This is a genomic window from Aromatoleum toluvorans (assembly GCF_012910905.1).
Lineage (GTDB): Bacteria > Pseudomonadota > Gammaproteobacteria > Burkholderiales > Rhodocyclaceae > Aromatoleum > Aromatoleum toluvorans.
On record NZ_WTVN01000041.1, the window covers coordinates 1 to 15,646 of the forward strand.

General features: G+C 66.6%; 15 protein-coding genes. 12 read left to right on the forward strand and 3 right to left on the reverse strand.

Features of this window, described 5'->3' with window-relative positions; all coding sequences use genetic code 11:
• From GPA22_RS19425 to GPA22_RS19460, 8 genes are all read left to right on the forward strand, one after another.
• Positions 1-230: flagellar protein FlaG (locus GPA22_RS19425; protein ID WP_169257714.1), on the forward strand; the 230-nt coding region annotated here is incomplete at its 5' end.
• 16 nt (positions 231-246) lie between these two features.
• Positions 247-1,671, forward strand: coding sequence for a flagellar filament capping protein FliD (gene fliD, locus GPA22_RS19430; protein ID WP_169257715.1), 1,425 nt, complete (start codon positions 247-249; stop codon positions 1,669-1,671).
• 15 nt (positions 1,672-1,686) lie between these two features.
• Entirely contained in the window at positions 1,687-2,103 is a 417-nt protein-coding gene (gene fliS, locus GPA22_RS19435) for a flagellar export chaperone FliS (RefSeq protein WP_169257716.1), read from the forward strand.
• Positions 2,104-2,113: 10 nt separating this feature from the next.
• Positions 2,114-2,443 carry a flagellar protein FliT gene (locus GPA22_RS19440; protein ID WP_169257717.1) on the forward strand — a complete coding sequence of 110 codons (330 nt, stop codon included), beginning with the start codon at positions 2,114-2,116 and terminating at the stop codon, positions 2,441-2,443.
• A 47-nt stretch (positions 2,444-2,490) separates the two neighbouring features.
• Positions 2,491-3,645 (forward strand): flagellar hook-length control protein FliK, encoded by a 1,155-nt coding sequence (fliK, locus tag GPA22_RS19445; protein ID WP_169257718.1) that lies wholly within the window; start codon positions 2,491-2,493, stop codon positions 3,643-3,645.
• Positions 3,632-3,952: an EscU/YscU/HrcU family type III secretion system export apparatus switch protein gene (locus tag GPA22_RS19450; protein WP_169257719.1), complete on the forward strand. Its 321-nt coding sequence runs from the start codon at positions 3,632-3,634 to the stop codon at positions 3,950-3,952. Before fliK ends, GPA22_RS19450 begins: the two co-directional genes overlap by 14 nt.
• A gap of 52 nt (positions 3,953-4,004) precedes the next feature.
• Entirely contained in the window at positions 4,005-4,775 is a 771-nt protein-coding gene (locus GPA22_RS19455; RefSeq protein ID WP_169257720.1) for a flagellar brake protein, read from the forward strand.
• 77 nt (positions 4,776-4,852) lie between these two features.
• On the forward strand, positions 4,853-7,543 hold the full coding sequence (locus GPA22_RS19460) for a PAS domain-containing protein (protein WP_169257721.1): 2,691 nt from the start codon (positions 4,853-4,855) through the stop codon (positions 7,541-7,543).
• A gap of 23 nt (positions 7,544-7,566) precedes the next feature.
• On the opposite strand, the gene fliE is transcribed toward GPA22_RS19460, so the two are convergent.
• The 3 genes from fliE to GPA22_RS19475 form a co-directional block, all read right to left on the reverse strand.
• On the reverse strand, positions 7,567-7,890 hold the full coding sequence (gene fliE / locus GPA22_RS19465; protein ID WP_121427937.1) for a flagellar hook-basal body complex protein FliE: 324 nt from the start codon (positions 7,888-7,890) through the stop codon (positions 7,567-7,569).
• 171 nt (positions 7,891-8,061) lie between these two features.
• On the reverse strand, positions 8,062-9,465 hold the full coding sequence (locus GPA22_RS19470; protein ID WP_169257722.1) for a sigma-54-dependent transcriptional regulator: 1,404 nt from the start codon (positions 9,463-9,465) through the stop codon (positions 8,062-8,064).
• Positions 9,462-10,634: a sensor histidine kinase gene (locus GPA22_RS19475; protein WP_169257723.1), complete on the reverse strand. Its 1,173-nt coding sequence runs from the start codon at positions 10,632-10,634 to the stop codon at positions 9,462-9,464. The genes GPA22_RS19470 and GPA22_RS19475 overlap by 4 nt, the downstream gene beginning before the upstream one ends.
• A 163-nt stretch (positions 10,635-10,797) precedes the next feature.
• Here GPA22_RS19475 and fliF point away from each other — a divergent pair, with 163 nt between their 5' ends.
• Genes fliF through fliI form a run of 4 tightly spaced genes read left to right on the forward strand, consistent with a single transcriptional unit; the run spans position 10,798 to position 15,595 of the window.
• Positions 10,798-12,456, forward strand: coding sequence for a flagellar basal-body MS-ring/collar protein FliF (gene fliF / locus GPA22_RS19480; RefSeq protein ID WP_169257724.1), 1,659 nt, complete (start codon positions 10,798-10,800; stop codon positions 12,454-12,456).
• Positions 12,453-13,454: a flagellar motor switch protein FliG gene (gene fliG / locus GPA22_RS19485; protein ID WP_169257725.1), complete on the forward strand. Its 1,002-nt coding sequence runs from the start codon at positions 12,453-12,455 to the stop codon at positions 13,452-13,454. Before fliF ends, fliG begins: the two co-directional genes overlap by 4 nt.
• Positions 13,455-13,493: 39 nt before the next feature.
• Positions 13,494-14,195 (forward strand): flagellar assembly protein FliH, encoded by a 702-nt coding sequence (locus GPA22_RS19490; RefSeq protein ID WP_169257726.1) that lies wholly within the window; start codon positions 13,494-13,496, stop codon positions 14,193-14,195.
• Positions 14,192-15,595 carry a flagellar protein export ATPase FliI gene (gene fliI, locus GPA22_RS19495; protein ID WP_169257727.1) on the forward strand — a complete coding sequence of 468 codons (1,404 nt, stop codon included), beginning with the start codon at positions 14,192-14,194 and terminating at the stop codon, positions 15,593-15,595. Before GPA22_RS19490 ends, fliI begins: the two co-directional genes overlap by 4 nt.
• The last annotated feature ends 51 nt before the right edge of the window (positions 15,596-15,646 follow it).

Genomic DNA, 15,646 nt, shown 5'->3' on the forward strand with positions numbered 1-15,646 from the left:
AGATGTGTATAAGAGACAGGATTCAGGCCGTGGCCGAAGTGCAAAAAGTGCTGGAACCCGTGGCACAGAACCTGCGTTTCTCGATCGATGAAGACACCGGACGTACACTGGTAAAACTCGTCGATTCGACCACCGACGAGGTCATCCGCCAGATTCCGTCCGAAGAGGTGCTGGCAATTTCCAAGGCGCTCGACCGCCTTCAGGGCCTGCTGATCCAGCAGAAAGCCTAGCCGCGAGGAGGACATCATGGCTTTGACCGCATCAGGACTCGGCTCCGGACTCGACATCAGCGGCATGGTGTCGCAGCTGATGGCTGTCGAACGCCAACCGCTCGCGGCGCTGGCGAAGAAGGAAGCGAGCTTCCAGTCCAGGCTGTCGGCCTTCGGCCAGATCAAGAGCAGCCTGGCCGCGCTGCAGACCGCGGCAAAAGCGCTTAACGACGCGACAAAGTTTTCCGCCACCAAGGCCACGGTCGGTGCCGACGCGGGCTTCACCGCTACTTCCGCCGCAGGCGCAACGACCGGCAACTACTCGGTGCTGGTCGGCAGCCTGGCGGCAACGCAGCGCGTGGCCAGCAACGCGACCGTGCAGTTCGTGCCCGCCGACGGCAGCGTCACGCCGCAAACCCTGGACATCCGTTTCGGCAAGATGATCAACGGCGCCTTCGTGGCCGGCGAAACCGTCAACGGCACATTTACCGCCGGGGCGGGCACCACGAAAACGCTGAGCTTCACGGGCAAGACGATCGAGGAACTGCGCGACGCGATCAACGCCGCAGACCTCGGCGTCTCCGCCAACCTGGTCAACAACGGCACCGCGAAACAGCTGGTGATCACCGGCAAGAACACCGGCGCCGACCAAGCGTTCAGCATCGGCGGCAGCGTCGGCTTGAGTTACGATCCGGCGACACCGGCGGGCTCGCCGACCACCACCCGGATACAGTCTTCGCAGGATGCGGCATTTACGGTCGACGGCCTCGCCATCACGCGCAGCAGCAATACCATCAGCGATGTCATCAGCGGCGTCACCCTGACCCTGACGAAACCGACCACGACGGCGGCCAGCCTCGCCGTCGCGACCGACAAGAGCGGCGCGCGCAGCGCCATCGACGCCTTCGTCAAGGCCTACAACGACACGCAGACCACGCTCAGGAATCTGACCAATTACAACGCCGAAAAGAAGGCGGCGTCCGCACTGACCGGTGACTCCACCGCACGCAGCGTTCAGAGCCAGGTGCGCAGCATGACCGGCGGCACCCTTGCCGGCCTGGGCAACATCAGCCGCCTCTCCGACATCGGCATCACCTTCCAGACCGACGGCAAGCTCGCCGTCGACAGCGCCAAGCTGGACGCGGCGCTACAGGACCCGACGCGCAACGTGGGCGCCTTCTTCAGCGGTGCGGGCAGCGTGAAAGGCCTTGCCGCCACGATCTCCGACGGCCTCGACAACTTCCTCGCCAGCGACGGCCTGCTGGCCGGGCGCACCGACGGCATCAACGCCTCGATCAAGTCGATCGGCAAACAGCGGGAAGCCTTCGAAGCGCGGCTCGAAGGCATCCAGAAACGCTACACGGCGCAATTCACGGCGCTCGACTCGATGGTGGCGAGCATGACGCAAACGAGCAACTATCTCACGCAGCAACTCGCGAACCTGCCCAAGATTGGCGCCTAACCCCGGAGCAACGCAATGTTCGGCTCATCATCCAACCGCGCATCGGCCTATGCCAAAGTCGGCGTCGAAACCGGCGTGAGCACAGCCGATCCGCACAAGCTGATCCTGATGCTTTTCGACGGCGCGATTCTTTCGATCGCCACTGCGGCAGCAGCAATGGAACGGAACGATATCTCGACCAAGGGTCAGGCCATTTCCAAGACCATCGAGATCGTCATCAACGGCCTCAAGGCGAGCCTCGACCTCAATGCGGGAGGCGAACTCGCCTCACGTCTATCGGCCCTGTACGACTATATGACCGAGCGGCTGCTCTACGCCAACCTGCACAACAGCCGCCCCGCCCTCGACGAAGTCCGCGGGCTGCTGGAAACCCTGCGCGAAGCGTGGGCCGGGATTGCCCCCGGCGCCACGGCGGCGAACGTCGCGGCCTGAGGACAACGCCATGTCGCCGCTCGCCCTGTATGAATCGATGAGTACCGTCTCGGCGGCGATGGTCGAGGCGGCGCGGGCGAACGACTGGGATCGCCTCGTCACGCTGGAACGCGAGATGGCCGCGTTGCGCGACGAGATCATGCGTACCACAGGCGCGGCAAATGAGGCCCTAGGCACCGACGAGGCGGCGCGCAAGGCGAAGCTCATCGCCGCCATGCTCGAGAACGATGTCGAAATCCGCAAGCATGTCGAGCCGTGGCTCGCCAGCGTGCGAAAACTGCTGTCCGGTGCGGCCCGCGACCGCGCCGTGCGCGCCGCTTACGGCGCATTCGGTCCCTGAGGATCTGACCGGCCTCCGGACGGTCTCAAGACACAGGAGCGCACACGATGATCCCCTCCGATCTCGCCGCCCGCCTGCGTCTGCTTACCGAGGCGAGCCTCTTCGACAGCGAGCCGCCGCTCACGGGCCTGACGCGCGGCCGCGAGTTGCAGGCGCGCCTGCCCGAGCTTGCGCCCGGTGAGCGCTTCGTTGCGACGATCGACCGGCAGTTGCCCGATGGCACTTTCAGGGCCATCGTCGCAGGGCGCGATTACACGCTGGCGCTCAACCAGTCGGCAAAGTCGGGCGACACGCTCGAGCTGATCGTCACCGACAGCACGCCGAAGGCGGTCTTCGCGCAGCTCGCGGAACCGCTGCTTGCCGGGAACGAGGGGGCGCGCCCCGCGCTCAGCGCAACCGGGCGGCTGATCGGTTTCCTGCTCACCGGCCAGCCGACGCCCCAGGCGGCAACGCTCGCCGGCGGCAAACCCATCATCGCGGCACCGCCGGCAAACGATGCCGCCGCGACGCTCGCTCCGGCGCTGCGACAGACCCTGTCCCAGAGCGGCCTGTTCTACGAATCGCACCAGCTGCAATGGATCTCGGGGAAACTCGATACCGCGTCCCTGTTGCAGGAGCCGCAAGGCGAACTGGCTCGCGCACCTGCCACGCCTTCGGCCAACCCGACCGACGCGGCAACGATCGCCCGCCATGCGCCCCCGATGCGTACAACGGGCGAATTCGCGACCACCGCGGCGCCGCAGGATGCGACGTCCGCCGTCCAGGATGCGGACACTGCGGCAAGCCCGAATCTCCCGGCGGCGGCCGGAGCGCGCGCGGCCGCAGTCCCGGAACGGCTGGCTCCCGTCGTCTATCAGCAACTCGATGCGATGGCGACGCAGAACTACGTCTGGCAGGGGCAGGTCTGGCCCGGACAGACGATGGAATGGGAAATCGAGGACCCGCAGCGTGATGACGGCTCGGATGCGGACGAGCCGGCCGCCGAATGGAAGACCACGCTCCGCCTCGCCCTGCCGCGGCTCGGCGGGGTCGAGGCGCGCCTGATCCTGACGCCGGCGGGCGTCGCCCTGCGCCTGACGGCCGACGACAACGCCACGGTGGCAGCACTGGTCAACGCCCGGGCGGCGCTCGACAGCGCGCTCGAGGCCGCCAATGTCCCGCTCGCCGGGTTCGTCGCGGAGCGCCGTGATGGCGGAACCTGACCGGGACACGAATCCGCGCGGCGAAGCGGTCGCGCTGGCCTACAGCAAGGGCGACGCCGCACCGCGGGTGGTCGCGAAGGGCCGCGGGCTGATTGCGCGCGAGATCATCGAGCGCGCCCGCGAAGCCGGCGTGTTCGTCCATGAATCACCGGAACTGGTTGGCCTCCTGATGCAGGTCGATCTCGACGCCCGCATTCCACCCGAACTGTACGTTGCGGTCGCCGAGTTGCTCGCGTGGATCTACCGGGTCGAACAGGGCACGCCCGCGGCAGGCGCGCGACCGCCTGCCGGGCAACCGCACCCGTAGTCGGTCGTGCTATAAACGGTGTTTTGCCCCGCCCGGCTTTGCCCCGATTTCCATGCCGCCACTCTCCGAAGCCGCGACGCGGCAGCGCCCGCTGGACCCCGAAGCCTTTGCCCGCTACGCCGTACGCGACCCGCGCGAGGTCCTTCAGCTGCTCAACACCGTGGTGGAGAAGCGCCTGCTCCTCTCGGCCTTCATCGACCACGACGAATCGTTCATCACCCTGGCGATCGCCGCCACCGACGACGGGGCGCTGATCATCGACGCCTGCCCCGATGACGCCCGCAACGCCCGGGCGGGTAACGCGGCGCAACTCGTCTGTACCACCCGCCTCGACAACGTGAAGCTGCAATTCGCACTACAGGCGCCGGCGCGCATCACGTACGACGGCAAGCCGGCGCTGCGCGCGGCGTTCCCCGAGAGCGTGCTGCGCCTGCAGCGGCGCGAGTATTACCGCCTGCCGACTCCGCAGACCGATCCGATTGTCTGCGTGATCACGCATGCGGCCGGCGACGGCAGGCGCCACGAGGTTCGGGTGCGCATCCTGGACATCAGTGGCGGCGGACTCGCCATCCTCATCCCGCCGCGGGAACTCGAGTTCGTGGCCGGCGCCGAGTTCAACGACTGCGTGCTCCGGCTGCCGGACGGCGATCCGCTGGCGGTACGCCTGAAGGTCAGGAACCTGTTCGAGGTCGAGAAGGCGAATGGAGTGAAGGTGCAGCGCGCCGGCTGCGAGTTCATCGGCCTGTCGAACCAGGCGACAGCGAGAATCCAGCGGTACATGTTCAAGCTCGAACGGGACCGGCGGATGCGCGACGAGCGCTGACACCATCATTTACAGACCCTTCACGCAACCCGACGACTTCATCTCCCATACCTGTTCTCGTCCTTACTCCTTCGCAAATGGACACCTCGACGCTGTTGACCACGAACGCGCTGCTCTCGACGGCAGCCGCGGCAGTCATGTTTGTGGCCCTGTTTACACGCAAGCCGTATCCCGGATTCGGTTTCTGGGTGGTGGGCGTTTCATGCCTTGCACTGGGCGCGGCAATGCTGATTCCGGGGGCATTGCCGTCGACCTGGCCGATCCGGGTGGCTCGCAACGCCATGTGGGTTGGAGGCCTGGCCCTGATCCTGCGTGGCATGCTGATCTTCCGCGGTTATCGGATCACGTACTGGCTGGAGGGGTTGCTCGCCCTCTCCTTCCTCGCCGTGTTCGGCTACTACAGCCTCGATCCCGATGATATCGACGCGCGCATCGTCACCTACTCCATCTATGCCTGCATACTGAGCTTCGCGACGGTTCTCGTCACCTTGCGCCGCCGCCCCGCGCATTTCGGCTCCAACGACGTTCTGCTTGCGCTCTGGCTGTCGGCCTATGGCGTCCTGTCGATTGTTCGAATTGCACAACAGCTCGGCAATCCCGATGCCAATACCGCCTTCGAGGCATTGAAGGGCTTTGGCGCTTTCTACGCCATAGCGCAAATCCTGACGGTTCAGCTGGTGACATTGACGCTGATCAGCATCAATTCACAACGGCTCGAGTGGGAATACCAGGCGAGTGAAGCCCGCTTGCGCGACAGCGAAGAGCAGCTCCGATCCATGGGCGACAACCTGCCGGATGGCTTCGTCTATCGGTACGAAGTGGTAGGCGGCAAGCCCCGCTTTCATTACATCAGCGCCGGGGTCGAGAAGACCCACGGCCTGAAGCCGGCGGAAGTGCTGGGTGACGCCGGGCGACTGTTTGCGACGATCGCCCCGGAATCCCTCGCACGCTATGTGGAAGACGAGGCGGAAAGCGCCCGGGAGCTCAGCGTCTATTCGGGAACATTGTCCTTCACCCGGCCCGACGGCCGGCCGCTGTGGCTGCACGTACAGTCGCGCCCGCACCGGCGTCCGGATGGAAGCATCGTCTGGGATGGCGTCGCGATCGATGTCACCGAGCGCAGGAAAGCCGAACTGGAACTGGAGCAATACCACAATCGGCTGGAAACCCTGGTCGCGGAACGTACCGAAGCCCTGAGCCGGGCCCTGGCCCAGCAAGCGCTCGACCGCGAGCGCCTCGAGTTCGCGCTGGACGCCACCAATGACGGCTTGTGGGACTGGGATATCCGGAAAGATATCAGTTACCTCAATCCAGCCTACAGCAGGATGCTGGGCTATGCGCCCGGCGAACTGCCGGAAGGGACCCCCCAGCATTTAGTCGCCCTGCTGCATCCCGACGATCGGGAATCGGTGCCATTGCAAGCCCGGCATTTGCTCGAGACGGCCGGAAGCTACGAACTCGAGTTCCGGATACGCTGCAAGGACGGCCGCTACAAGTGGATTCTCAGCCGGGGCAAGGTCGTGTCACTCGACGAGCATGGCAAGCCGTTACGCGCAGTGGGAACCCATATCGACCTCACGGCGCGCAAGGAACTCGAGCTGGCGATGCGCAAGGCGAAGGAAGAAGCCGAAGCCGCCAGCGTGGCCAAGAGCGCCTTCCTGGCCAACATGAGCCATGAGATCCGCACGCCGCTGAATGCCATCACCGGCATGGTCCATGTTCTCAGGCGGTCGGGCGTCAGTCCCGAGCAGGGCATGCGACTCGATACCATCGAGACAGCGGCAAAACATCTGATCGAGATCATCAATGCGATTCTCGATCTCTCCAAGATCGAGGCCGGCAAGTTCGCCCTCGAGGAAACTCCCGTGCACCTCGAAGGCCTGGTCGCGAATGTCTCGTCGATTCTCCGCAACCGGGCGGAGGAGAAGGGCTTGCGCTGGGCAACCGAGGTTCACGCGCTGCCCGGCAATCTTCTCGGCGACCACACGCGCATCCAGCAGGTGATGCTGAACCTGGCGACGAACGCGATCAAATTCACGGAATCCGGAGCCGTCACGGTTCGCCTCCGGCAGGTCGAGGCAACCGATCAATCCGTTGAGGTCCGCTTCGAAGTCGAGGACACCGGCATCGGCATCGATGCGGAAATCCTGCCGCGGCTGTTCTCGAGTTTCGAACAAGCCGACAACTCGACCACGCGCAAATACGGCGGCACGGGCCTGGGCCTGGCCATCGCGAAAAAACTGGCTGGACTGATGGGCGGCGATGCGGGGGCCACCAGCATCCCCGGAAAAGGCAGCGTGTTCTGGTTCACAGCCCGGCTCCGGAAGGGGCAGCCTGGCGTCGCAGCCGCAAGAATCGTTGATGAAGAATGTGCGGAAAGCGTTCTGCGCCGCGACTATGCCGGCACGCGGATCCTGATGGCCGAAGATGAACCGATCAATCGGAAGATTGCGCTGCTGCTGCTGAAGGACGTCGGACTGGAAACGGATACGGCGGAAAACGGCGCTCTGGCCCTGGAGCTTGCCCGGCAGAATCCCTACGCCCTGATCCTGATGGACATGCAGATGCCGGTAATGGACGGTCTCGAAACGACCCGGCGCATCAGGGAACTGCCGGAATACGCCCGGACGCCGATCATTGCGCTGACGGCGAATGCCTTTACCGAGGACAAGGTGCGTTGCCTGTCGGCCGGGATGGACACCTTCCTGACCAAACCGGTGAACCCCGGCGAGCTTTATGCCGTATTGCTGAGTTCGCTGCGACGGTAGTCCTGCGACGGCTCCGGACGCCCTCAGACGGGCATGTTGAGGATGTCCTGATACGCCGTGACGAGGCGGTTGCGGACCTGCACCATCTGCTGGAACGAGAGGTTGGCTTTCTGCAGGTTGACCATCACGTCCTGCAGATTCACGTTCGGATCGCCGGCGGAAAAGTCCTGCGCCATGCCGCGGGCTTCCTGCTGCGCGGCGCTCACGTCCTTGAGCGCGCCCTGCAGGACTTCGGCGAAGTCGACGCCGCCCGCGGCCTGGGTGCTGGCGGCCGCCGGCTTTGCAGCCGCCGCCTGGGCGGTGGCGCGCAGTTCGCCGATCATCTGATTGATTCCACGCGTGTCCATACGCTCGACCTCGAGACCGAGTATCCGATGTGCTCAGTCTAGCAAAGCAATCGCCGTGCCGAAAGGACGATGCTTTATCAAAATACGACCGTTCGCCCTGAGCCTGTCGAAGGGCATTGGCAGGGCTTCGACAGGCTCAGCCCGAACGGTATTGGGTTGCCGGGTTAACAGCTAAACCTCATAGCCCTCGTCACGGTACTGCTGGAGCTTGTAACGCAAGGTCCGTTCCGAAATGCCGAGCTTTTCGACGGCCCGTTTGCGCGATCCGCCGACCTCGCGCAGCGTCGAGAGGATGTGCTCGCGTTCGAGGTCCTTCATGTTTGCCGGCCGGCCGACTGCCGCCGGATCAGGCCGAGGCGTGGAGGAAACGGCAACATTTTCCGCCGAAGCGGCAAAACTTGCCGGCAGCGGTGCCGTTTCGGCGCGTCGAAGCGGTTCCGTCGCAACCCAGTTCGGCAGGCACAGGTGCACCGTCTCGGCGGTGATCGTGTCGCCGGCAGCGAGAATCAGCGCGCGCTGCATCGCGTTTTCCAGCTCGCGTACATTGCCGGGCCAGGCGTGGCGCACCAGCAGCTGTTCGGCTTCCGGGCTCAGGCGGGCGTTTCGCTTGAGGCGCTCGCCGTGGCGGGCGAGGAAGTGGCGCGCGAGCGGCAGGATGTCGTCGGGGCGTTCGCGCAGCCCCGGGATCGCGAGCGGGAAGACGTTGAGGCGGTAATACAGGTCTTCGCGGAAGCGGCCGGCGGCGACTTCCCGCGCCATGTCGCGGTTGCTTGTCGCCAGCACGCGGATGTCGAGCTCGACCGGTTTCTTCCCGCCGACGCGCTCAACCTCGCGCTCCTGCAGCACGCGCAGGAGCTTGGCCTGCAGCGAGAGCGGCATTTCGGAGATCTCGTCGAGCAGGATGGTGCCGTCCTGCGCCTGCTCGAACTTGCCCGGCTGGGCCGTCTGCGCACCGGTGAAGGCGCCCTTCTCGTAACCGAAGAGCGTCGCTTCGAGCAGGTTCTCGGGAATGGCCGCGCAGTTGATCGCGACGAAGGGCCCGGTCTGGCGCGGCGAATGGTCGTGGATGTAGCGCGCGAACACTTCCTTGCCGGTGCCCGATTCGCCGGTGAGCAGGACGGTCGCGTCGGTGCCGGCGACGCGTGCGGCGAGCGCGAGCAGGTTGCGCGTGTGCGGATCCTCGGCCACGGTGTCGTCGGCCCCCGGCGGCTGCGAGGCGTAGCGGCGCACGCTTTCGAGCAGGACATCGGATTCGAAGGGCTTCATCAGGAAGTCGCAGGCGCCACCGCGCATCGCGGCGACGGCCTTGTCGACGTCGCCGTAGGCGGTCATCAGCAGGACGGGGAGCTGCGGCAGGCGCACGCGGATCTCGCCGAGGAGCTGCAGGCCATCCATCGGCTGCATGCGCAAATCGGTGACGACGAGGTTGAATGCCTGCCGGCCGATCTCGGCAAGGGCGGCCGGCCCGCCGTCGACGCCGGTGACGCGATGCCCGCCCATTTCGAGCGTGAAGCACACGGCATCGCGGAGTGCGTCGTCGTCCTCGACGACCAGGATGTTGATCTGTTCGATCATGAAGATTCCTTCGGCGCCTGCGCGGCGTCACCCTCGTCGGGGCACGGCAGCGGCAGGCTGAGGATGAACAATGCGCCCTTGCCGGGACTGGATTCGACGGCGATGTCGCCGCCGTGCGCACGGGCGACGCCGCGCGCGATCGCGAGCCCGAGGCCCGTGCCGTCCGCGCGCGTGGTGAAGAAGGGATCGAACAGGCGCGCCTGATGGGCCGGCTCGATGCCGCGGCCATTGTCGCGGATGCGGAACAGCACGGTGTCGCCTGCGAGCACCGCGGAAAGATCCACTGCGCCCCCCGGCTCGGTGGCCTGGATGGCGTTTTCCAACAGGTTGGTGATCGCCCCGCCCAGTGCCTTGCGGTCGCCGAGCAGGGTCGCATCGCCGCAGTCGCAGGACGACGAGAAGGCGATCTGCCGCGCCCGGGCGAGCGGCTCCAGGGTATGCACGAGTTCGCCCGCGAGATCGCAGATGCCGAAACGCTGGCGGCCGAGGCTGTCGCCGCGCGCGAAGAGCAGCATGTCGCGGATCAAGCGCTCGAGATAGTGCAAACGCTCGATCGCGCGGTCGGCGACGCGCGCGCGGTCGGCGGGGGCGAGTTCGGGCTGTTTCAGGTTGCCGGTATAGAGCAGCGCGGCCGCGAGCGGCGTGCGCAGCTGGTGGGCGAGGCCGGCAACCATCTCGCCCATCGCCGCCAGCCGTTCGTTGCGTTCGGCCTGCAGGCGCATGCGGTGTGCGTCGGTGACGTCGTGCAGCAGGATGATGCGCCCTTCGCCCGACTCCAGTGTCGCCTCCGACAACGACATGCGGCGGGCGCCCGGCGCTTCGCCGAGCGTGAGTTCGCCGGGCGTCTCGGTGGCGTTCAGGGCGGCAGCCAGTTCGTCCCACGGCCGCCCCGCCAGATCGCCGCCGAGCAGGATTTCGGCGGCTCGGTTGCACTGCGCGACCCGCCCCCCGCGATCCAGCACCACGACGCCCGCGGGCAGCGCGCCGAGCAGCACCGCGAGACGTTCGGTGAGCTGCGCAACCTGCCCCTGCAGCGCGTTGTACGCGGTCGACAGCTCTTCCGATGCGCGCGAGAACATCTCGAACGCTTCGGCGAGTTGCGCGGCGTCGAGACGCTGCCCGTCGCCGGGCGCGGCATCTGAGGCGGAAGGAGGCGTTTCAACGGACATGGCGTGCAGGACGTGATTTCACGGCGAGCAGATTAAGCCCCGATGCGTCCATGGTAACCGGCAAATAGCCGGCAAAAAATGCCGCTTTTCCACTCGCATGATTTGCACGCGCGGACGGACAATGCCGTCATCCGTAAAAGTGACGTGACCGAAGGATTGCACCATGGCCACCGCCGACACCGCCGTTGATCGGGGAACCCTGCCGCCGGCCCAGCTGGCGCTGCAGCGCTTCAATGAGCTGAGCCAGCGCCAGAAGCTCGCCGCCGGCGTGGCCGTGGCGATCGCCATCGCGCTGCTGGTGGGAGTCTGGCTGTGGTCGCGGGTACCGGACTACGCGGTGCTCTTCTCCAACTTCGAGGAACGCGACGGCGGCGCGATCGTCGCCTCCTTGCAGCAGCAGAACGTTCCGTACAAGTTTTCGCCTGCCGGCAACGCGATCCTGATCCCGTCGTCGATGGTGCATGACGTGCGTCTGCGGCTCGCCGCGCAAGGCCTGCCCAAGGGCGGACTGGTCGGCTTCGAACTGATGGAGAACCAGAAGCTCGGAGTGTCGCAGTTCCACGAGCAGGTCAACTTCCAGCGCGCGCTCGAAGGCGAACTCGCGCGCACGATCCAGTCGATCGCGTCGGTCGCCTCCGCGCGCGTCCATCTGGCGATCCCCAAGCAGTCCGGCTTCCTGCGCGACGAGCAGAAGCCGACCGCCTCCGTGATGGTGAACCTGCATCCGGGCCGCGCGATGGACGCCGCGCAGGTCGCCGGTATCGTGCATCTGGTCGCCTCCAGCGTGCCGCAGCTCACGAGCGACCACGTCAGCGTGATCGACCAGAACGGCACCCTGCTCACGAACCGCCCCGACCCGCTGCGCAACGCGGGGCTCGACGCGACCCAGCTCACCTACGTGCGCGAGGTCGAATCGGCCTACATCCGCCGCATCGAGACGATCCTCACGCCGATCGTGGGCCCGGACAATTTCAAGGCGCAGGTCACCGCCGATGTCGATTTCAACCAGGTCGAAGCGACGGCCGAGACCTTCAAGCCCAATCCGTCGCCCGACCAGGCGATCCGCAGCCAGCAGATCAATGAACAGGGGACGCGGGAGCCCGCCGCACAGGGCGTTCCCGGCGCCCTCAGCAACCAGCCGCCCGTTCCGGCGACCGCGCCGATCACCTCGCCGCCGGTCGCCGGCGGCGGCGCGCCGGGCAGCCCCGCGACACCCTTCAGCGGCAATCGCGCCGCCACGATCAACTACGAACTCGACCGCACCATCCAGCACACGAAGCAGGCACTCGGCCAGGTGAAGCGCCTGTCGGTGGCCGTGGTCGTGAACCACCGCAACGAAACGCTGCCCAATGGGGAAGCGCGCCCTGCCCCCCTGTCGGACGACGAGCTGGCACGCATCACGAGCCTGGTTCGCGAGGCGATGGGCTTCAGCCAGGCACGCGGCGACAGCCTGAACGTGTCGAGTGCGCCGTTTGCCGCCGGCCGCGCCGAAGCGCAGGCGCAGCTGCCGGTCTGGAAGGATCCCGAGATGGTGGACCTCGGCAAGGAAGTGCTGAAGTACGTCGTGATTCTCGTCGCCCTTGCCATCGTCTATTTCGGCGTCGTACGTCCCCTGCTGCGTACGGTGGCCCCGCCGGCACCGCGCGCCGAACCCGACGAGGAAGAAGGGGAAGGCGCGGTGGTGAGCCTGTCGCATGCCGCCCCCGTCAGCAGCTTCGACGAGAAGCTCGCCCGCGCGAAGGAACTCGCGGTGTCCGACCCGCGCGTCGTCGCGAACCTGATCAAGGAATGGATGGGCGTGAATGAGGAAGGCAAGAAATGAGCTCGATGGATGAAGGCCTCGAGAAGAGCGCGATGCTGCTGCTCGCGCTCGGCTCGGACGAGGCGGCGGAAGTGCTCAAGCTGCTGGGACCCCGGGAAGTGCAGAAGCTCGGCATGGCGATGGCCAGCCTGCCCTCGCAGCAGCGCTCCAAGGTCGAGGCGGTGCTCGACGAGCTCGACGCCCATCGCGTCAAGGGTGCGCCGGTCGAAGCCGACGAGGAGCAGATCCGCGCGATGCTCACGAAGGCGCTGGGCGACGAGCGCGCCGGCCACATCATCGCGCGCGTGCTGCAGGGCTCCGATACCGCGGGCATCGAGAGCCTGAAGTGGATGGATGCGGCGACCGCCGCCGACCTGATCAAGAACGAGCACCCGCAGATCATCGCCACCATCCTGGTACACCTGGAGTTCGACCAGGCGGGTGAAATCCTCAAGCAATTCACCGACCGCCTGCGCAACGACGTGATCCTGCGCATCGCCACGCTCGACGGCGTGCAGCCGGCGGCCCTCAAGGAGCTCAACGAAGCCCTGGCGCGCATGCTGGCGGGGGCGTCGACCGTGAAGAAGGCCTCGATGGGCGGCGTGCGCCACGCCGCGGAGATCCTCAACTTCGTCGGCGCCTCGGCCGAAACCGCCGTGCTCGACAACGTGCGCGAGTACGATCCGGACCTCGCGCAGAAGATCCTCGACGAGATGTTCGTGTTCGAGAACCTCCTGGACGTCGACGACCGCGGCATACAGACGCTGCTGCGCGAGGTGCAGTCCGACTCGCTGGTCACCGCGCTCAAGGGGGCTGCGCCCGAACTGCGCGAGAAGATCTTCAAGAACATGTCGCAACGCGCCGCGGACATGCTGCGCGAGGATCTCGAAGCGAAGGGGCCGGTGCGCCTGTCCGAGGTCGAAGCGGAGCAGAAGGAGATCCTCAAGATCGTGCGCCGCCTCGCCGAGGAAGGCCAGATCGTGCTCGGCGGCAAGGGGGCCGAAGATGCCTTCGTGTGATCGGACGACGAATCCTTCTGAACGCCGCCGGAGACAGCCATGAGCATCTCGCGCCACCAGGCCGTCGGCGCCTATCGCCGCTGGGAGCCGCCCGCTTTCGGCGAAACGGAGGAGCCCCAGGCAGACGCTCCTCCTCCCGAAGCGGCCCCTGCCGCGCCCGAGCCAGCCGCCGAGGCGGCGCCGATGCCCGAACCGCCTCCGGCACCACAACCCGAAATCCAGCTCCCGACCGCGGCCGAGATCGAAGCGATGTTCGACGAGGCGCGCCGCGAAGGCCATGAAGCGGGCTTCGCCGAAGGCGCGGAACTCGCGCGCCAGCAGGCGGGCCGCCTCGCCGGCCTGGCCGACGGACTCGACGATGCGCTGAAGCGACTCGACCAGGACGTGGCGGAGGAGATCGTCGCGCTGGCGATCGAGGTCGCACGCCAGATGGTCCGCCGCACGCTCGCCGAGAATCCCGAAGAGGCGGTCATCGAAACCGTGCGCGCCGCCCTGAGCCAGTTGCCCCAGGCGCAGGTGCGCATCCATGTGCATCCGGACGATGTCGCGCTGGTGCGCACCTACCTCGCCGACCAGCCGACTCACCTGCATCACCATCTCCTCGAAGACGACACGATGACGCGCGGCGGCTGCCGGCTCCAGAGCCCCGCGAGCGAGATCGACGCAACGGTCGAAACGCGCTGGCGCAGGATCCTGGAAGGGCTCGGCCACCGTGATGCGCACTGGGAAGCGGCCAAATGAGGATGACCGGGGCGGAGGCCTGGAAAAACCATCTCGACGCACACCGCCGCCTGCTCGCAGGCGTCAGTCCGTTCGAGGTTTCCGGGCGCCTGACCCGCATCAACGGCCTGGTGATGGAAGCCGCCGGCCTCAGGCTGCCGCTGGGCGCGGATTGCCGCATCCTCGCCAGCGGCGGCGCCACGATCGACGCCGAAGTCGTCGGCTTCAACGGCGACAGGCTCTACCTGATGCCGACCGATGACGTGTTCGGCCTTGCACCCGGCGCCCCGGTGCTGCCGGTCGAACCCGCTCCGCCCCGCATCACGGTCGGCCACAAGCTGCCACCGCGGCGCCGCACCTCGGACCGCGCCAAGCACCTTCCCGTCGGCGAGCACATGCTGGGGCGCGTGGTCGACGGCGCCGGCCGCCCGCTCGACGGCCTCGGCCCCCTGGATGCGGCGGAAAGCCGCTCGCTGCAAAGCCGCCCCTTCAACCCGCTGACGCGCGCGCCGATCGACACCGCGCTCGACGTCGGCATCCGCGCCATCAACGCCCTGCTCACGGTCGGGCGCGGCCAGCGGCTCGGCCTCTTCGCCGGCTCGGGCGTCGGCAAGTCGGTCCTCATCGGCATGATGGCGCGCTACACCTCGGCCGACGTGATCGTGGTCGGGCTGATCGGCGAACGGGGCCGCGAGGTCAAGGAGTTCATCGAGCAGAATCTCGGGCCGGAAGGACGCGCTCGCTCGGTCGTCGTCGCCGCCCCGGCCGACACCAGCCCGCTGATGCGCCTGCAGGGTGCCGCCTACGCGACGACCATCGCTGAATTCTTCCGCGACCGCGGCAAGCAGGTCCTGCTGATCATGGATTCGCTCACGCGCTACGCGATGGCGCAGCGCGAGATCGCGCTCGCGATCGGCGAACCGCCGGTGACGCGCGGCTATCCGCCGAGCGTGTTCGCGCGGTTGCCCGCACTGGTCGAGCGGGCCGGCAACGGACTCGAAGGTGGCGGGTCGATCACGGCCTTCTACACCGTGCTCGCCGAAGGCGACGACCAGCAGGACCCGATCGCCGACTCGGCGCGCGCGATCCTCGACGGACACTTCGTGCTGTCGCGCTCGCTCGCCGACCAGGGACACTACCCCGCGATCGACATCGAGCAGTCGATCTCGCGCGCGATGCACAGCCTCGTCAGCCCCGAGCATTTCGAGCTCGTCCGGCGCTTCAAGCAACTGTTCTCGCGCTACCAGCGTTCGCGCGATCTGATCGCGGTGGGCGCGTACCAGGCGGGGTCGGACCCCCTGCTCGACCGCGCCGTCGCGATGTATCCGCGCCTCGAAGCCTTCCTGCAGCAACGCATCGACGAGCAGGAAAGCTACCCGCATGCCGTCTCCGGCCTCGGTGATTTATTCGCTTCCGCTTGAGCCAGGTCACGGATCGATAAGACGATCGTCGTATAGAATGTAAAAATAAAT